The following is a 17,471-nucleotide window of genomic DNA, read 5'->3' as shown; positions in this document are numbered from 1 at the left end:
TTCCTGCACTGGTTGATGGCCTTTACTCGCGGCCGGCCTCTGGTTGTTCAATCGACCGGCTGTTCATTGGTCACCACCACAATCGGCACGGGGTGGGCCGGGGTTGAGCATGATTGACCTTGCAACTTTCGGAAAGTTCAGACGCGTCAATCGGTCACGGCCCAGTTGAGCCCGTCAGGTCGCCCACCCCCGCTCTCCAGCAGTCCCACCAGAACCTCGCGGACAAGGCTCAACGGCACCTCGGCGTCTGCCGGAAACTCCTGCGCCGTCCCGAAGTACGCGAACGACACGCTCCCGCGCTTGGCGTGCTCCCCTCGGACGTACCAAGTGCCCGCCTCACCGCTGTACCGCGCAGCCCCCATCCCGGTGGTCCCGTCGGCGCCGATCAGCAACTCGTGGTCGGGAAGGTCGTCACTGCCCTCCTCCACCGCGTAGGCAGTGGCAGCGCTGTACGCGGGCCCAAGGGTCAACAACTCTTCGACGAACGCATCGACGTCCTCTCGACTGCGGAGATGTTTGGGCTCCTGATCATGGCGATAAGCCACGTCGAGCACATAACCCACGGTCAACGCTCCTTGCCGACGTACGTCTTCACTCCACCCGGCCAGTACACCGTAAGGCGTTGGCCAGGTCGAAGCACTCTCGGCACCACGCGGTCGCACGAGAACGGACCGACATCGCAAGGACGGTTGTTCACGGCCAATGTCGTGTTCCCCATTCCGCTGATCTCGACTTGAACAGCAATCTGCACCTCGACGTGGTCAGCGACTGTCAGCGTCCCCCGTCCGGATACGAGACCGAGTCGTCGAAGCCCATCAACCGCCTGATCACGAAGCTGACCCCGACCGCTCACGACTGGCCCTCGCACCCTCCCGTCGTGGTCCTGCCAGTACCCGGTGGTCTTTCCTCCGGGTTCTTCCCGCTCAGGAAGAGCCCGGAGGAGCCGCTCAGGTGCTTGTGGCTTCGCGACGTCCTCGGAAGGTGGCCTCGATACTTGGTTCCCCTCCAGCTGGTTCGCCGTCTGCGTGACCGACCGCTGGATATCGGTGAGCTGCCGCTGAAGCTCACCGATACCGTGGACCGCTTGCTCGAACGACGCGATGACCTGCGCGAACTCGGCTTGATCGCTACCTTCGGCAGCCTGTTCGACCAACGCCTTCGCGTCCTCGGCCGATTCGAGCGCCTCTGCCAGGGCGGTGAAGGGCAAGTCCGCGACTGAATGCCTCAGCGCGGCGACCACCTCACCGATGCTCGCCATTTCCGGCCGGCCGACGCTGCTGATCAGGCGCGGATCGCCGGCTGCTCGTTCGTCATCGGCTCGTCCATCTGCGACCCGATGTTCAGGTTCGGCAGCACGTTCCGCGCGAACTTCGGCACCTTCAGGATCACCTTGGTGCCCGCGTTGGGCGCCGTCTCCACCACCAGCGCGTACTCCGCGCCGAACACGGTGCGCATGCGGTCGTTGATGTTGCCGATGCCGACGTGCGCACCGGTCTGGTGCGCGTCCTTGATGTCGTCGAGACGGTCCGGGTCCATGCCCACGCCGTCGTCCTCGACGCTGATCAGCGCCTCGCTGCCGTTGTCCTCGGCGGTGATGGTCAGCATGCCGCCGCCCGGCTTCTTGGCCAGGCCGTGGCGGACCGCGTTCTCGACCAGCGGCTGCAGGACGAGGAACGGCAGGACGACCTGGAGGACCTCGGGGGCGATCCGCAGGCGCACGGTCAGGCGCGAGCCGTACCTGGCCTGTTCGATCGTGAGGTAGCGGTCGATGTTGGTGAGCTCGTCGGACAGCGTCGTGAAGAGGCCGTCGGTGCGGAACGAGTAGCGCGTGAACTCCGCGAACTCCTGCAGCAGCTCTCGGGCGTGCGAGGGGTCCGTGCGGATCAGGGACGAGATCGTGTTCAGGGCGTTGTAGACGAAGTGCGGTGAGATCTGGGCCCGCAGCGCCTTCACCTCGGCCTGGGCGAGCGCCTGCCGTTGCTTCTGGACGACTTCCAGCTCCAGCTGGGTCGAGACGAAGCGGGCGGTCTCCTCGGCCATGCGGATCTGGCGCTTCGAGGCGACGCCGGAGACCACGATCAACGTGCCGGCCACGTCACCCTCGACGACGAGGGGGACCACGACGACGCTGTGCAGGGAGCACGGGCCCTGCAGTTCGCAGCCGAGCTTGCGGTGGTCGACGTGTTCCTTGTGGCAGTTGTTGATGGCCCTGGCCACGGTGTCGCGGAGGTACTCGTAGTGGTCGTTCGCGCCGCCGTCCCACGACAGGACGGTGCCCTCTTCGTCGGTGATGGCGACCGCGACGCACCTGAGCATCTCGCGCAGGTGGGGTGTGGCCTTGTTCGCCGCCTCCTCCGTCAAGCCCGCGCGGAGGTCGCTCGACGCCCTGGACATGCGGTCGAGCATGTCCATCACAGCATCCTCGACGGAGGTGCTGACTCGTCGAGCGCGGCACAGCATCACGAAGAGGCCCAGAACGGCCAGGGTCGCGATGACACCGAGCACGGCGCGCTCGGTCAACAGGTCGCCCACGGTGCACATGCTGTGCTGTGGGGCACCCCTATAGCAAGAGGCGCGCCCGGCGTACCCCCGTACGGTCCACCGATCCGGGTAGACATCCGATGAATTCAGGGAGAGGGTGTGCGGGTGAGAGTGGCACTGTTCGCGACCTGCCTGACGGACACGTTCTTCCCCGAGACGGCCCGTGCCGTGGTGCGACTGCTGGAGCGGCTCGGCTGTTCGGTCGACTTCCCGCTCGGCCAGACGTGCTGCGGCCAGATGCACTTCAACACCGGCTACCGGGAGCACGCGAAGCCGTTGGCGCGCAAGTACACCGACGTCTTCCGCGACTACGACCACGTCGTTGCTCCGTCCGGGTCATGTGCCGGCATGGTGCGCGAGATCCACCCGACGCTCGGCGAGTCGCCGCCGCGCACGTTCGAGCTCGCCGAGTTCCTCGTGGACGTGCTGGGCGTGACGGACGTCGGCGCGTGGTTCCCCCACCGGGTCACCTACCACCCCACGTGCCACTCGTTGCGCATGCTCGGCGTCGGCGACAAGCCGCTGGCGCTGCTCAGGGCCGTGAAGGCACTCGATCTGGTGGAACTGCCGGACTCGACGCACTGCTGCGGCTTCGGCGGCACGTTCGCGGTGAAGAACGCCGAGACGTCCACGGCGATGCTCGCGGACAAGATGACCAGCGTGCTCTCGACCGGTGCCGAGGTGCTCAGCGCGGGCGACAACTCCTGCCTCATGCACATCGGCGGCGGGCTCTCGCGGCTGCGCGCGGGCGTGCGGCCGGTGCACCTGGCGGAGATCCTGGCTTCGACGGAGGAGGACCCGTGGCTCGCAACCCGGTGACGTGGCTGGGCAGCCCGACGTTCCCCAAGGCCGCGCACACGGCGTTGGCCGACACGCAGCTGCGGCAGAACCTGCGCAAGGCCACCGGGACCATCCGGGGGCGCAGGGCGGCCGCGGTCGGCGAGATGACCGACTGGGAGCAGCTCAGGGTCGCCGGCGAGCAGATCAAGAACGACGTCCTGGCGCGCCTCGACACGCTCCTCGTGCAGCTCGAGGAGTCGGTCACGGCGCGAGGCGGCGTCGTCCACTGGGCCCGGGACGCCGAGGAGGCCAACCGGATCGTGCTCGACCTCTGCCGGGAGGAGGGCGCGAACGAGGTCGTCAAGGTCAAGTCCATGGCCACGGCCGAGATCGGGCTCAACGAGGCGCTCGAAGCCGGTGGCGTGCACGCGATCGAGACCGACCTCGCCGAGTTGATCGTGCAGCTCGGCGACGACAGGCCGTCGCACATCCTGGTGCCCGCGATCCACCGCAACCGCTCGGAGATCCGCGAGATCTTCCAGCGCCGCATGGGCGTCGAGGTCTCCGACGAACCCGCGGACCTCGCCGAGGCGGCACGCGTCTACCTGCGCGAGAAGTTCCTCACGACCAAGGTGGCGATCTCCGGCGCGAACTTCGCCGTCGCCGACACCGGGTCGATCGTGGTGCTGGAGTCCGAGGGCAACGGCCGGATGTGCCTGACGCTGCCGGACACGCTGATCACCGTCATGGGCATCGAGAAGCTCGTGCCGACGTGGCAGGACCTCGAGGTCTTCCTGCAGTTGCTGCCCCGCTCGTCCACGGCGGAGCGGATGAACCCGTACACGAGCGTGTGGACCGGCGTCACCGAAGGCGACGGGCCGCAGCGGTTCCACCTCGTGCTGATCGACAACGGCCGCACCGCCACGCTGGAGGATTCCGTTGGGCGCCAAGCGCTCCGGTGCATCCGGTGCAGCGCGTGCCTCAACGTGTGCCCGGTCTACGAGCGCACCGGCGGCCAGTCGTACGGCTCGGTCTACCCCGGCCCGATCGGCGCGATCCTGACGCCGCAACTGGTCGGCGACATGCACGACCCGCAGGCGGCCTCACTCCCCTACGCCTCCTCGCTGTGCGGCGCCTGCTTCGAGGTCTGCCCGGTGCGGATCGACATCCCGTCCGTCCTCACGCACCTGCGCGCCGAGGCCGTGGAAGCCAAGGGGCTCACGGCGGAGTCCGTCGCGATGGCGGCCGCCGCGTGGGTGTTCAGGGAGGCCTCGCGCTACGAGAAGGCCCAGAAAGCCGGTTCCCTGGCCCGTTTCCTGGCGCGGGACGGCAGGATCACGTCGCTGCCGTGGCCGGGTTCGAAGTGGACGTCCTCCCGCGACGTGCCCGCACCGCCGTCCGAGTCGTTCCGCGCCTGGTGGAGGAAGAACCGTGGCTAGCGCACGAGAAGAGATCCTCAACCGCATCCGCGACGCCCGAGTGCCCGCGGCGGAGCCCGTTGTCCGCGGCTACCACGAGACGGGCACCGGCGGTGTCGAGCTGTTCGCCGAACGGGTCGCCGACTACCGCGCGGTCGTCCACACCGTCACCGACGTGCCGGCAGCGCTCGAACGCCTGCGGGGCAAGAGGATCGTCGTGCCCGCGGACGTTCCCCCCGAGTGGCTGGTCGACGGCGTCACGTGGCTGCACGAGCCGCTCACCATCGAGGAGCTCGACGGGTCGGACGGCGTGCTGACCGGGTGCGCGGTCGCGATCGCGGACACCGGCACGATCGTGCTGGACGGCGGCGAGGCGCAGGGACGCCGTGCGCTCACCCTGCTGCCGGACTACCACCTGTGCGTCGTTCGCGCCGACCAGATCGCGGCGTCGGTGCCGGAGGCGTTGCGGCGCCTGGAACCGACGAGGCCGCTGACGTTCATCAGCGGCCCTTCGGCGACGAGCGACATCGAGCTCAACCGGGTGGAGGGCGTCCACGGCCCCCGCACCCTGGAGGTGCTGGTCGTTCAGCCGCAGTGAACTCCGACGGCGTCCTTGATGGCGGTCTCGTCGTAGTACTTCGTGACGGCGCGGATGGTGACGCACTTGCCCTTGGCGTACACCTTGACCGGACCGGCGTAGTACTGGAAGTTGCCGGCGTCGAAGTCGTTGTTGTAGCCGGGACGGTTGTTGTCGTCCTCGCGGAAGTCCTTGTTGTACATGGAGATGCTGGCGTAGTGCTTGAACTGCGAGTAGTACGCCGTCTTGACGTTCGCCGCGCAGTTGTAACCGGTGCTGGAGTTGTAGTACAGCCGGATCGTGCTCAGGTGGTTGCCCACACCGGACTTCACCGAGTAGGTGTCGATCAGCGAACCCGTGCACCCGTACTCGGCGGCGTTGGCGTTCATCGGCGCGATCACGGAAGCCGCGGCGGCGATGGACAGCACTGCGATGGTCTTGCCCGGACGAGTCATGCCACCGAGGCTCGTCCACCCCGGTTAAGCGGCGGTTATTTGAGCAGGCGGGACAACCGGCGGTCGGCCAGCGGCTTGCCCCCGGTCTGGCACGTCGGGCAGTACTGGAACGCCTTGTCCGCGAACGACACCTCGCGAACCGTGTCGCCGCAGACGGGACATGGCAGCCCGGTGCGCGCGTGCACCCGCAGCCCCGACCGCTTCTCGCCTTTCAGACGGGCCGCGTCCTGGCCAACGGACCGTGCGACCGCATCGGTCAGCGTGGTCAGCATCGCCTCGTGCAGGTGGTCCAGCTGCTCTTCGTCGAGCTTGCCCGTCGTGGCGTACGGCGAGAGCCGGGCCATGTGCATGATCTCGTCGGAGTAGGCGTTGCCGATGCCCGCGATCAGGCTCTGGTCCGTGAGCGACGTCTTCAGGCGTTCGGTGCGCTTGGCGAACAGGTCCTCCAGCTGCGTGCGGGTGATCCCCAGCGCGTCGGGACCCAGCCGCGCAATGCTCGCGATGGACCTGGGGTCGCGCACGATCCACGCCGCGAGACCTTTCTTGGTGCCCGCTTCCGTCAGGTCGAAGCCCGGCCCCTGACCGGGCGGGCCGAGGTGCACGCGCAACGCGAGCGGCCCCCGCCCCTGCTTGGGCGGCGGTGCGGACATGGTGTCGGCCCAGCGCAGCCAGCCGGCGCGGGCGAGGTGGACGACCAGGTGCAGGCCGTCCGCGACCTCCAGGTCGAGGTGCTTGCCGTGCCGGTGCGCGGCCACGACCTCCTGGCCGTGCAAAGCGGTCCACGGCGGGTCGAACGTCTTCAGCACCTGCAGCGACGCGACGTCGACGCGGTGCACCGTGCGGCCCACCGCGTTCTCACGCAGGTGGTGGACCAGCGCTTCTACCTCGGGTAGCTCGGGCACCGGTCCAGTGTCGCATCAGTCGACGGGTTGCAACGGGCCTTCGACGTCCGGCAGCGAGTGCATCTCGATCGTCCGGGCGACCCGGGACGCCTCCTGGCGCACCGCGAGCGGACCGCGCACCGAGCCGATCCACCTTTCGGGCGGCAGCTCGTCGGCGGTGGCCTTGCTCTCCGCGACCAGCGTGTGCGGGCGACGCAGCGCCCAGCGGACCGGGAAGAAGGCGAACAGGAAGATCAGCGCGAGGATCAGCCACGCCGGCACGACGACCTGCTCGGGCGTCCAGGCGATCAGCACGACCACCATCACGACGAGCATGCCCGCCATCATCACCCCGGGCAGCACACCACCGCTGACGTCGTGTTCGAAGTCGTCGGAGGCCACCGGGTTGCGCCACTCGACTCGGCTGTGAACCGTCCACATCCGCCCGTCAGCACCGCGCACCAGCCGCGTCATGTACCCGTCTCCCACGCTCGGTCGGTCTTGGACAAACCGTACCTGGCCCAGGCCGAGCCTTGTGGGTGAACTCGGCCGAGCATGATCGTCACCGTCAGTCCTCGAACGCCGGTTTCGGGTAGAGCGTGATCGTCGTGGCCGTGGTCTGCGGCGACGAGCACGGCGTGGAGGCGGACGGTGAGGCCGAGGTCGACTGCACGTCGAACGAACTGATGTCACGTGACGTCGTCTGCGCCGTGCTCACGTCGTCGGACTGCCCCTTCGACGCGGTGACGTCCTCGCCCCGTTCGGCCGGAGGGGGTTTCTCCAGCTTGTTGCTGGTCGGAGGCACGGACGACTCGGTCCTGCGCACGGTCTCCTGGTGCCGCGGCGCACCGGGGTTGACCACGTTCTCCTGCGGCTTCACCTGCCGCTGCTGTTCGGGAGCGGGCGGCTGGGCCACCACGAGCTCCTGGCTGCGGGAGGAGCTCGACGAACCCGACGTCTCCATGGCGATCACCGGGTTCTGGTCCGGCTGCACCACGGCGACGCCCGCACCGCCGTTGAACACCGCGGCCATCGTCCCGAACAGGCCGACGGTCGCCACGCTCGCAGCGGCGAACGCCAGCTTGGCCTTGGTGAAGAACACCTTCCCGGCGAACGCGAGCCCGAGCGCGGCCGGCACGACCAGGAACCCGGCGTTGGCGCGCAGCGTCGCGCAGACCTCGTTCAGCTCGGTGTGGAGCTGCGAGCAGGACGAACAGGTGTCGAGGTGGGCACCGATCCGGCGTTCCTCGACGCCCTGGACCCCGCCCGCGGTGTAGGTGCCGAGCTTCGACCGGATCGCCGCGCACGACGAACGCCCGTCGTCCGCCGCGAGATGAGCCTGGAGATACGCCGCACGCAATCCCTCGCGCGCACGGCGGGCCAACGCCGACATGGCGTTCGGCGAAAGCCCGAAGTGCGGTGCCACGGTGGCGGGGCGTTCGCCCTCCACCTCGACGCGCCACAGCACGACCCGCCAGCGTTCCGGCAGGCTGGAGAAAGCCCTGGTGATGAGGTTGTGCTCGACCCGGCGGTTCGCGTTGTCGCTCACCGGCTCGACCCGGCGGCCCAGCTCCTCGTCCTCCACCGGCACGTCCCGGCGCCGTCCGCTCCACTCCCACGCGACGCGGCGGGCGACGGTGAGCAGGTACGTGCGGACGTGGTCCGTGGGCCCGCTGCCGCGCCGGATGGCCTGGAGCATGCGGAAGAACGCCTCGGCGGTGAGGTCGTCGGCTTCGGCCGCCTCGCGGACGTGCCTGAGGGAAAAGCGGCGGATCGCGTCCGCATGCCGGGAGAACAGTTCGCCGTAGGCCGAGTCGTCTCCCTCGCGCACCCTGGCGAGCAGGTCCCGGTCGACCTCGTTCTCGTCGACCATCACAGCCCTCAACATGCCACAAGGGGCCAGAACTGCTCATCGATGAGAACAGGTCGATATACAAGACCATCCGTTAGTAGTGGGCTGATCAGCGCAACGTGATCGGTGACAGGACGGTCACAGGTGGGCGTCGGACGGTCGGCCGGACAAGATCGAGCGACTATCGTCACGCACGTGGTGGACTGGCGGGAACGCGCTTCGGCCCTCGTGCCGGAACTTCGGGCTGTCGCCGAGACCGAGGAGTGGTCCTGCCACGTCTTCTTCTCCGAACTGTCCCAGCTGGCGCAGGAAGCGCACCGCGAGCAGGACGACGACGTGCTGCGCCGCGCGTACGGCTTCGCGCACTGGTGCTTCCACCAGCCGGAGCAGTTCCTGGAGAACGCCGCGTTGATCAGCTTCTACGAGCACGTGTTCGACGACTGGGACCTCCGCGAGGAGGTGGCCGCGTGGCTGCCGGTCGACGTGCTGCCGAAGGTGCGGGCGTTGTGGGAGTGGCGGTGGCCGAAGGAGCAGTTGTCCGAGGTAGATCAACTGCTGGCCGGTTTGGCACCCCCCTCGCAAGACGCCGTTTAGCCCTGCTGTATAGTTCTCTCCCGTAAGGCAGTGCGGATGTAGCGCAGTTGGTAGCGCATCACCTTGCCAAGGTGAGGGTCGCGAGTTCGAGTCTCGTCATCCGCTCTCGAAAGAAGTCCGGTACCCCTGGGTGCCGGACTTCTTTCGTTTCACCGCACTGCCGGGCCGACGGTGAGCGTGCCCGCGTCCGCGTCCAACTCGGCGATTGGTCCAAGGGCCAGCGACAGCGGTTGCTCCCCATGGCCTACGTCCACACCGCCCAGCACGGGCACGTCCAAGACCTCCAGCCGGTCGCGCAGGACGTCGAGAACGGTCCAGTCGCGATCGCTGTAGTCCTCGAACCCCGGGAACCGGCCGAGCACCACCCCGCGCACGCCCCGAAGCGAGCCCGAGCGGATGAGTTGCGTCAGCTGCCGGTCGACGTGGCCCAATCCGACCGCCCTCGGTGCCTCCACGAACAGGATCGTGCCGTCCAGGTTCAGGGTTCCGGTGCCCACGGACCACGCGAGGGTGCCGAGGTGGCCGCCGACGACGTTGCCCGTGGCGACCCCGCCGACCCGGACGGCCGCGGTGAGGACCGAGGCGTCCCGGTGCAGCACAGCCGGTTCGGTCTCCATCAGCAACGACCGCGTCGAGGCCTCCGAGCGGGCACCGGCCAGGAAGCCGTGGACCCCGGCGACCCGGCAGTGCCGCCACAGAGCCAGGTGCAGGCTGGTGATGTCGCTGAACCCCACCAACGGCTTGGGGTCGGCCTTTACCGCGTCGAAGTCGACGTCGTGGGCGATGCGGTAGGCGCCCGCTCCTCCTCGGGTGGCGAACAGCGCCCACACCCCGGGATCGCGATAGGCGTCGTTCAGGTCGGCCAGCCGGTCTGCGTCGCGGCCCGCCATGTACCCGTGCCGGTCGACAGCGTGCTCGCCGATCTCGACGACGAGTCCCCAACTCTCGAGCACCCGCACGGACTCGGCGAGCCCCTCCTCGTCCGGGAAGCTCGCGGGCGACACGAGGCGGACCCGATCTCCGGCGGCGACACGCGGGGGCAGCACGACGTTCACACGAGAGACTCTCACAGTCCCGGCACGTGGTTCTCGGGGTGATCTCCGGGCCCACCCGTGACAAGGTGGTCGGGACAGCTCGCTTCGACCTAAGGACCTCGAGATCATGGCCATCAAGCAGACGGCAAACGCTCACTGGGAAGGCTCCCTCGTCGAGGGCAAGGGGAACGTCAGCCTCGCCACCTCCAACGCCGGCAGCTTCGACATCGACTGGAAGGCGCGCGCCGAGGAGGCCGGTGGCAAGACCAGCCCCGAGGAGCTCATCGCCGCGGCGCACTCGTCCTGCTACTCGATGGCGCTCTCGCACGGCCTGACCGGTGCGGGCACGCCTCCCACCTCGATCGACACCAAGGCCGAGGTGAGCTTCCAGGCGGGCGTCGGCATCACCGGCATCCACATCACGGTCCGCGCCAACGTGCCGGGCCTGTCGCAGGAGGACTTCGTCGCGGCCGCCGAGGGCGCCAAGGCGAACTGCCCGGTCTCCAAGGCGCTCGCGGCCGTCGAGAACATCACCCTCGACGCTGCCCTGGTCTGAACCGCAGCTCCGCGGGCCCGTGACTGATCAGGTGCCTGCGGTGGCGCACGGGCTGCTCGACCGGCTCCGACGAGCGGTCGAGCAGCTCCTCGGCCACGATCGTGCCCTCCAGGCGCGCCAGCTGGGCGCCGAGGCAGTAGTGCGGGCCGTGGCCGAAGCCGAGGTGCCCCGGCACGGAGGGCCTGCCCGGGTCGAAGTCCTCGGTGAACACCTTCGGGTCGCGGTTGCCCGCCGCGTAGTCGAGGAACAGGTGCTCGCCCGCGGCGATCTCCACCCCGCCCACGGTCACCGGGCGGGTGGCGGTGCGGAAGAAGCCGATGAACGGCGAGTCGAGCCGCACGACCTCCTCGACCACCCCGCCCAGCCTGCGTTCGCGGGGATCCAGCCTCAGCACCGTGCTGGACAGCATGTTCGCCGTCGAGTCGGTGCCGGCCACGACGACCGCGAGGCACAGCGACAGCCGTTCCTGCTCCGAGAGCTGTCCGCCGCGGAACGCCTGCGAGCGACCGAAGTACGCGCAGAACTCGTTCATGGCGGCGAAGTACGAGCCGAGCACGCGCTCGCTGACCTCGTCGCCGCTGGTCAGTTCCAGCACCGGCGCCGTGAACTCGCGGAACAGCGGGAAGTCCGCTTCCGGTACGCCGAGCAGGTCGCCGACGACTCCCAGCGCGAGCGGCGCGGCGAAACCGCTGACGAAGTCGGCCTCCTCCGGTAGTTCGTCGAGCAGAAGACGTGCGCGTTCCCTAATGGGGTCAGCCATTCGGCGCACGGCCGTTGGAGTGAATTTCTGATTCGCCGACGCACGAATTCGGGCATGTCTCGTGCCGTCCGCAGCGTTCAACGATGACATCAATTCGAGTAATCGTCGCTGCTCCGGTGGCAACAGCGCGGCGACCGTCGCGACCTGCGGACCAGCCATGTTCCGGGAGGAGAACGTCACCGGATCAGCCAGCACGGCACGCAGCTCGGCATATGCGGTCACCCGCTGGGCGTTGATTCTCGGGTCGAATTCCATTGCGATATCTTGGCGCGTTCATGGCCTTTGTCGGGGGCTGACGACAGGACCAAAAACGTGATCATCCGGCTGCTCGGACCGCTCGAACTCACCGGTCCGAACGGAGCAGTTCAGCTCAGCAGTGCGGGACAGAGGACCTTGGTCGCACGGCTGGCGCTGAAGCCGGGAGAGACGGTGCCGAGGAGTGCGCTCGTGGACGCGCTCTGGTCGGACGAGGTGCCTGCGACCGCCACGAAGACCCTGCACAGCCTCCTCGCGCGGTTGCGCGGGCAGATCCGCGACGCCGGACTGGGTGAGCTGATCACGACTCGCGAGCCGGGTTACGTCCTGAACGCCCCTGCGGACACCGTTGACGTCGCACGGTTCGAGGCGCTCGTCGCAGCAGCACGGCACAGCGACGATCCGTTGGAGTCGGCGAAGATGCTGCGCGAGGCCCTCGCGTTGTGGACGGGCGACCCCCTCGCGGACTGCCGTCCGGGCGACTGGACCCGGCAGGAGTCCGCGCGGCTGACCGACCTGCGGATGGACGCGACGGAGGACCTGATGGAGGCCTCGCTCGCGCTGGGCGAGCACGCCGCGGTGGCGCCGCTGGTCAACTCCCTGGTCGAGCAGCAGCCGTTCCGCGAACGGCTGTGGGAGCAGCTGATGATCGCGCTCTACCGCTGCGGCAGGCAGGCCGAGGCGCTGGCCGCGTTCCAGCGGGCGCGCGGCGTCCTGGTCGGTGAGCTGGGCATCGAGCCCGGGCCGCGGCTCAAGGACCTCGAACAGGCGGTGCTGACCGCCGACCCCCGCCTCGACCTGCCGGAACGCGTCCCGGTGCCGGTGCGCGGCAACCTGCCCGCCGACCGGTCGAGCTTCGTGGACCGCCCGGAGACCGAGCACGTCGCCGACCTGATCCGGAGGCACCGGCTGGTCACGCTCATCGGAGTCGGTGGTGTGGGCAAGACGCGGCTCGCGCTGCACGTGGCGCGCGGCGAGCACCCGCCGGACGGTGTGTGGCTCGTGGAGCTGGCGGCGTTGCGGGACAAGGCCCTCGTGCCGCACGCCGTCGCCGAGGCGCTGGGCGTGGTCGACCAGACCGGGCGCGGTCAGCTGAGCGTGCTCACGGAGTTCCTGGCGGGCAAGGACGCGCTGCTGGTGCTCGACAACTGCGAGCACGTCGTGGACCACTGCGCGGTCCTGGTGGACACGCTCCTGCGGGTGGCGCCGGACCTCCGTGTCATCGCCACGTCCCGGCGCGCGCTCCGCGTCTACGGAGAGCAGGTCCTGTCCGTGTCGCCGTTGTCCGTGCCGTATCCGGCGGCGACGCTGTTCGCCCAACGCGCTGATGCGGCGATTCCCGGCTCGTTCGTCATCACGGCGGCGAACGAGCAGGCCGTCGCGGACCTGTGCCGCCGCCTCGACGGGATCCCGCTGGCCATCGAGATGGCGGCCCTGCGGGTGCGCGCGCTGACCCCGGCGCAGCTGCTGGAGCGGCTGGACGACCGGTTCCGGGTGCTGACCGACGGCGGGCGCACCGCGTTGCCGCAGCACCAGACGCTGCTCGCGACGATGGAGTGGAGCTTCGACCTCTGCTCGCCGCGCGAACAGCTGCTGTGGGCGCGGGCGTCGGTCTTCGCGGGCGGTTTCGACCTCGCCGCGGCCGAGGCGGTGTGCTCGGACGACGCGCTGACCGCGGACTACATGTTCGACGCGGTCGACGGGCTGGTCGACAAGTCCGTGCTGCAACGCGAAGAACATGCGGGCGTGGCGCGCTATCGGTTGCTGGAGACCATGCGCCAGTTCGGGCAGACGCGGTTGCGTGCGAGCGATGACGAGCAACGGCTGAAAGCGCGCCATCGCGACTGGTACACGGGTGTTGCGCTGCAAGGGGAACGGGCCTGGTTCACGCCGCGGCAGGCGGCGACCGTGGGCGCGATGGCGGCCGAGCGCGGCAACCTGCGGGCGGCGCTGGAGCACTCGCTGACGACGCCGGGCGAGGCCGAGTCGGGACTGCGGCTCGCCTCGACGCTGTGGTTCTACTGGGTCGGCTGCGGGCGGTTCGCCGAGGGACGCCACTGGCTGAACTGGGCGCTGTCGCTCGAGACCGAGCCGTCACGGGCGCGCTGCAAGGCGTTGTGGGTCACCGGCTACCTGGCGACGCTGCAGGGCAACACCAGCGCCGTGCCGGCGTTGCTGGAGGCGTGCCGCACCGAGGCCGCGGTGCTGGGCGACGAGGACGCCGACGTCTACGCGACTTACGTGCAGGGCGCCGCGGCCGTGTTCGACGACGACCTGCCACTGGGCGCGCGCCTGCTGGCCGAGGCCGACCGCCGGCACGCCGAGCTCGGGCACCTGGACAGCAACGTGGTCATGGCACGGGTGGCGTTGGCGATCACCGCGGCGTTCGGCGGCGAACTCGACCGCGCGGCGGAGATCTGCACCAAGGCACGCGTCGTGTGTGAGGAGAACGGCGAGCTGTGGGCGCGAGCGTTCGCGTTGTACGTCCTGGCTTTCGTGGCGATGGGACGCGGTGACGTCGCCGAGGCCCGCGAGCTCGCCACGACGTCGTTGCGCATCAAGGAGCAGTTCCACGACCTGCTGGGCATCGCGGTGTCCGTCGAGCTGCTGGCGCTGATCTCGGTGATCACCGGGTCCGCGTCGCACGCCGCGCTGCTGCTGGGCGGTGCGGACCGGGTGTGGCAGTCGGTCGGCCTGCCGCTGTTCGGGTCCGCGAACTTCGCGGCGTCGCACGACCAATGCGTGACCTTGTGCCGTAAGGCGTTGAGCCCGGAGGAGTACGAGGAGCACTTCTCGCGCGGTGCGGCGATGACGGTGGCCTCGGTGGTCGCGGCCGCGCAGTCGTGACGCAGGCCCCGCGCAGCCGGACGGGAACAGGCTGGCCGGATGAGGACCAGCGTGCGCACACCCGACGCGGGAACCGTGGAAGAAGTCCTGAAACTCGCCGCGCGAGCACCGTCGTTCGGCATCGTTCCGCCGTGGCGGTGGCGCAACGGCAACGAGTGCCTCGAACTCTTGACGACACGCACGGACCAGACGGGCCTTCTCGCGTGTGGTGCGGTGCTTCACCACGTACGGGTCGCGTTGTCCGCCATGGGCTGGGACTGCCACGTGCTGCGCACCCCGCAGCCGGACGGCCAGGTCGCGTCCGTGCACCCGCGCTGGGAGCTCGACGCGTTCCACTCCGAGGTGGCCTCGGCGGCCGCGATCTCGTTGCGCAGGGCCGACCCCCGGCCCTACCTGCCCGACGAGGTGCCGGACTCGGCGCTGACGTGGCTGCTGCACGCGGCCCGCGCCGAGAACTGCGAGCTGGAACTGGCGGCACGGCGCAACGGGGCCCTGCTGCGGGTGCTGGGACGCGACTGGCTGAGCGCGGGCGAGGCGGTGAGCGCGGTGGTGCTGGCGTCGACCGTGTGGGGCCTCGCGTCGGAAGCGCTCCTGCACGAGGGCGAGGTGCTCGTCCGCGTGGGCTGGCAGTCCCCCAATGCCGAACCGTTGCCTCCGTCGGCCCACTAGTGAGCCGGTTTGCGGGGACCATGTGTGCGTGGACCGCGACAGAACGCTGGCGCACCTCAGCGAGGACGACTGGCGCACGCCCGACTCGTCCTCGACCCAGCTCTACCGGGACCTGTGCGCGTTGCGCGACCTGCCGGTGGGACAGCTGACGCCGACGTCGCTGCACCTGCTCGTGACGCACCAAGTGGGGCTCGACGTGACCGCGCTGCTGGCCCTGGAACACGTCGAGGGCGACCCCCTGCGGTCGGTCGCGCTCTACCCCGGCGACCTGCTCGCCGCGCTACTCAGAGTAGATCACTCCTTCTGGGCCGATCACCCACAGTTGCTGGCCAGGATGACTGCCCTGCTGGACCGGCTGCGGACCCTGCCGGACGGCGACTGGCAGCTGCTGGTCTCCGCGGCCGAGCAGTTTCCCGGTTAGGCGGGCATTAAGCGCGCCTTTGCCGAGGGGTGAATTGCTTGCACCATGACCAAGACCCTCGCGGCCGCCGGCCTCACGCTCGCGTCCCTCGTCACCACCGCCGTGTTCTTCTCCCCGGTGGCTTCTGCCGAGACCTGCAAGGCTTCTTACTACTCCGGCGGCGGCACGACGGCCAGCGGTGAGCGCTTCGACCCGAACAAGCTGACGGCCGCGCACAAGACGCTCCCGTTCGGCACCAAGGTCAAGGTGAAGAACCGCTCCAACGGCAAGACGGTGACCGTGCGGATCAACGACCGCGGCCCGTTCGTCTCCGGCCGTTGCGTCGACCTGACCCCCAAGGCGTTCAAGACGATTGCACCCCTGTCACAGGGCGTAGTGGGCGTCACCGTGACAAAGGTGTGAACGAGTAGAAAAAGACCGGTTTGCTTGACCCAATCGAGTGAACGAGATACTCAATCCGAGTGTTCGCGGCGATGAGTGGACCTGCACGGCTCGCAACAGGAGCTGTCGTCGGCGTTGTCATCGCGGCGTTTGGCGTGCTGGGGACGTATGCCGGGTCGTTCGGCGCGGGCGATCCGGCCGACTCCGGCAGCAGGGAACCGGCCAGGGTTTCGCTCATCAACACCCCGTCGTTGCTCCCCACGGAATCCGAGCTTCCGTCACAGACAGTGGCGTCCAGCTCGTCGTCGCAGCCGTCTTCTTCTTCCAAGACAACGACTACGACGACAACGACCTCCACCACGACCGCGGTCGTGACAACGACGACGACCACCAAGGCACCGCCGCCGGTCACGACGACGACCACGCGGCCGAGGCCGACCACCACGACGACCACGAGGCCGTGCGGCCTGATCTTCTGCTGAGTCAGGCGGTCCTGCGCCGCTCGTAGACCGCGTCGAACCTGCTCGTGTCCGTGAGCCCGTGCCGCAACAACCGCGCGGCGTCGACGAGGTTCTTGTCGTCCCGTGTCATCGCCTCGCCGACATGGTCGAGACACGCGCCGACGACCTCGTCGTGGCTCGGCAGCGCGAGCTCCGGATGCAGCTCCTCCAGCCGTGCAACGAACTCCGCACGCAGGTAAGCGATTTCCTTGGCCGTGTACACGCCTTCGCGCAGCCCGTGGTCCCACATCCAGAAGACCAGTTCCACGAACCGGTCCCGGCCGCGCAACTCGCCGTGCGACGACGTCCGCGCGGCAGCAAGCCTTGCACAGTACCGCCACCACGACCGGAAGTCCTCCGGCGCTTTTCTTGCGGCCCAACGAATCCGCTGCTCCGCTGACATGCCGGCAACCGCTTTCACCTGCTGCCACACCGCCTTCGGGTCACCGTCGAACGAGATGGTGAAGTCCTGCCCGAACGCCGTGAAGACCTTCTCCACAGCGCCGTCCGGGAACTCCGGCCCCACCCCCACGTGGAGCGTCACCTGGGCCTCGGGCTGCCAGTACTGCCGGTACCCGGTCTCCGGCCCACCGACCGGCACGAGCCCGGCCCCGCGCGCCGCCAACTCGGCCCGCACCTCGTCGAACACCACGAGCCCACCGAACCGGCCGTACCGCGCGGCCACGGCGTCGTCCAGCCAGTCGTCACCGTGCCGCAGCCGATGCACCTGCACGGCGAGGTGCTCGCCCTTCCAGCCCAGTCCGCGTCGCCTGAGGTACCAGCCGACCTCGACCAGCCCGTACGACCGCCAGCACGTGCGCGAGTCGCGGTTCTCCCCTCCCGGTCCGCCCATGACCTCGGCCGCGACGTCCGGGCCGAGGTTCGCGTCGAGTCCGAGCACGGTGCCGGTCAGCACCACGTCGGCGACGAACTCGACCCCCGCACTCACG

General features: G+C 69.1%; 20 protein-coding genes and 1 tRNA gene. 10 read left to right on the top strand and 11 right to left on the bottom strand.

Going from position 1 to position 17,471, the window contains the following annotated elements:
• Positions 1-146 precede the first annotated feature (146 nt).
• From BMY74_RS00260 to BMY74_RS00250, 3 genes are read right to left on the bottom strand one after another with little or no spacing between them, the layout of a single operon-like run.
• Positions 147-563: an Imm1 family immunity protein gene (locus BMY74_RS00260; protein ID WP_177229501.1), complete on the bottom strand. Its 417-nt coding sequence runs from the start codon at positions 561-563 to the stop codon at positions 147-149.
• A gap of 2 nt (positions 564-565) precedes the next feature.
• A complete protein-coding gene (locus BMY74_RS00255; protein WP_177229500.1) occupies positions 566-1,240 on the bottom strand; it encodes a DddA-like double-stranded DNA deaminase toxin in 675 nt (224 codons plus the stop codon).
• 41 nt (positions 1,241-1,281) lie between these two features.
• A complete protein-coding gene (locus BMY74_RS00250; RefSeq protein WP_089907598.1) occupies positions 1,282-2,541 on the bottom strand; it encodes a sensor histidine kinase in 1,260 nt (419 codons plus the stop codon).
• A 111-nt stretch (positions 2,542-2,652) separates the two neighbouring features.
• Between BMY74_RS00250 and BMY74_RS00245 the strand changes: the two genes are divergently transcribed.
• From BMY74_RS00245 to BMY74_RS00235, 3 genes are read left to right on the top strand one after another with little or no spacing between them, the layout of a single operon-like run.
• Positions 2,653-3,360 carry a (Fe-S)-binding protein gene (locus tag BMY74_RS00245; RefSeq protein WP_089907595.1) on the top strand — a complete coding sequence of 236 codons (708 nt, stop codon included), beginning with the start codon at positions 2,653-2,655 and terminating at the stop codon, positions 3,358-3,360.
• On the top strand, positions 3,342-4,760 hold the full coding sequence (locus BMY74_RS00240; protein ID WP_089907592.1) for a LutB/LldF family L-lactate oxidation iron-sulfur protein: 1,419 nt from the start codon (positions 3,342-3,344) through the stop codon (positions 4,758-4,760). The genes BMY74_RS00245 and BMY74_RS00240 overlap by 19 nt, the downstream gene beginning before the upstream one ends.
• A complete protein-coding gene (locus BMY74_RS00235) occupies positions 4,753-5,337 on the top strand; it encodes a LutC/YkgG family protein (protein WP_089907589.1) in 585 nt (194 codons plus the stop codon). The genes BMY74_RS00240 and BMY74_RS00235 overlap by 8 nt, the downstream gene beginning before the upstream one ends.
• On the opposite strand, the gene BMY74_RS00230 is transcribed toward BMY74_RS00235, so the two are convergent.
• From BMY74_RS00230 to BMY74_RS00215, 4 genes are all read right to left on the bottom strand, one after another.
• On the bottom strand, positions 5,325-5,771 hold the full coding sequence (locus BMY74_RS00230; RefSeq protein WP_089907586.1) for a hypothetical protein: 447 nt from the start codon (positions 5,769-5,771) through the stop codon (positions 5,325-5,327). The genes BMY74_RS00235 and BMY74_RS00230 overlap by 13 nt on opposite strands.
• Before the next feature lie 35 nt (positions 5,772-5,806).
• Entirely contained in the window at positions 5,807-6,673 is an 867-nt protein-coding gene (locus BMY74_RS00225) for an Fpg/Nei family DNA glycosylase (protein ID WP_089907583.1), read from the bottom strand.
• Positions 6,674-6,688: 15 nt separating this feature from the next.
• Positions 6,689-7,126 (bottom strand): DUF983 domain-containing protein, encoded by a 438-nt coding sequence (locus BMY74_RS00220; protein ID WP_089907581.1) that lies wholly within the window; start codon positions 7,124-7,126, stop codon positions 6,689-6,691.
• A 94-nt stretch (positions 7,127-7,220) separates the two neighbouring features.
• Positions 7,221-8,540, bottom strand: coding sequence for a sigma-70 family RNA polymerase sigma factor (locus BMY74_RS00215; RefSeq protein ID WP_089907578.1), 1,320 nt, complete (start codon positions 8,538-8,540; stop codon positions 7,221-7,223).
• A 159-nt stretch (positions 8,541-8,699) separates the two neighbouring features.
• On the opposite strand from BMY74_RS00215, the gene BMY74_RS00210 reads away from it, so the two are divergent.
• Entirely contained in the window at positions 8,700-9,098 is a 399-nt protein-coding gene (locus tag BMY74_RS00210; RefSeq protein ID WP_089907576.1) for a DUF7674 family protein, read from the top strand.
• 32 nt (positions 9,099-9,130) lie between these two features.
• A tRNA-Gly gene (locus BMY74_RS00205) sits at positions 9,131-9,203 on the top strand.
• 44 nt (positions 9,204-9,247) lie between these two features.
• On the opposite strand, the gene BMY74_RS00200 is transcribed toward BMY74_RS00205, so the two are convergent.
• Positions 9,248-10,153, bottom strand: a complete 906-nt coding sequence (locus BMY74_RS00200) for a S66 peptidase family protein (protein WP_245785800.1) — start codon at positions 10,151-10,153, stop codon at positions 9,248-9,250.
• A gap of 106 nt (positions 10,154-10,259) precedes the next feature.
• On the opposite strand from BMY74_RS00200, the gene BMY74_RS00195 reads away from it, so the two are divergent.
• Positions 10,260-10,688 (top strand): OsmC family protein, encoded by a 429-nt coding sequence (locus BMY74_RS00195; RefSeq protein ID WP_089907574.1) that lies wholly within the window; start codon positions 10,260-10,262, stop codon positions 10,686-10,688.
• On the opposite strand, the gene BMY74_RS00190 is transcribed toward BMY74_RS00195, so the two are convergent.
• Positions 10,663-11,448: a cytochrome P450 gene (locus BMY74_RS00190; protein ID WP_177229498.1), complete on the bottom strand. Its 786-nt coding sequence runs from the start codon at positions 11,446-11,448 to the stop codon at positions 10,663-10,665. The genes BMY74_RS00195 and BMY74_RS00190 overlap by 26 nt on opposite strands.
• Positions 11,449-11,760: 312 nt before the next feature.
• On the opposite strand from BMY74_RS00190, the gene BMY74_RS00185 reads away from it, so the two are divergent.
• The 4 genes from BMY74_RS00185 to BMY74_RS00170 are packed head-to-tail and all read left to right on the top strand — an operon-like array spanning position 11,761 to position 16,042.
• Positions 11,761-14,550, top strand: a complete 2,790-nt coding sequence (locus BMY74_RS00185) for an AfsR/SARP family transcriptional regulator (RefSeq protein WP_143091398.1) — start codon at positions 11,761-11,763, stop codon at positions 14,548-14,550.
• Positions 14,551-14,589: 39 nt separating this feature from the next.
• Complete coding sequence (locus BMY74_RS00180; RefSeq protein ID WP_143091397.1) at positions 14,590-15,219, top strand: nitroreductase family protein; 630 nt, start codon at positions 14,590-14,592, stop codon at positions 15,217-15,219.
• Positions 15,220-15,247: 28 nt separating this feature from the next.
• On the top strand, positions 15,248-15,640 hold the full coding sequence (locus tag BMY74_RS00175) for a contact-dependent growth inhibition system immunity protein (RefSeq protein WP_089907562.1): 393 nt from the start codon (positions 15,248-15,250) through the stop codon (positions 15,638-15,640).
• Positions 15,641-15,685: 45 nt separating this feature from the next.
• A complete protein-coding gene (locus BMY74_RS00170) occupies positions 15,686-16,042 on the top strand; it encodes a septal ring lytic transglycosylase RlpA family protein (protein WP_089907561.1) in 357 nt (118 codons plus the stop codon).
• Here BMY74_RS00170 and BMY74_RS00165 read toward each other — a convergent pair.
• Together BMY74_RS00165 and BMY74_RS00160 are read right to left on the bottom strand one after the other, a co-directional pair.
• A complete protein-coding gene (locus BMY74_RS00165) occupies positions 16,023-16,475 on the bottom strand; it encodes a hypothetical protein (protein WP_089907558.1) in 453 nt (150 codons plus the stop codon). The two genes, BMY74_RS00170 and BMY74_RS00165, sit on opposite strands and share 20 nt — an antisense overlap.
• A 29-nt stretch (positions 16,476-16,504) precedes the next feature.
• Positions 16,505-17,470, bottom strand: a complete 966-nt coding sequence (locus tag BMY74_RS00160) for a hypothetical protein (RefSeq protein ID WP_089907556.1) — start codon at positions 17,468-17,470, stop codon at positions 16,505-16,507.
• Position 17,471 lies beyond the last annotated feature (1 nt).

Origin of the sequence: Lentzea albida, from assembly GCF_900111005.1 — a bacterium.
Classification (GTDB): Bacteria; Actinomycetota; Actinomycetes; order Mycobacteriales; family Pseudonocardiaceae; genus Lentzea; species Lentzea albida.
Note: the sequence above shows the minus strand (reverse complement) of the source record. Positions and strands in the feature narration are given on the sequence as shown.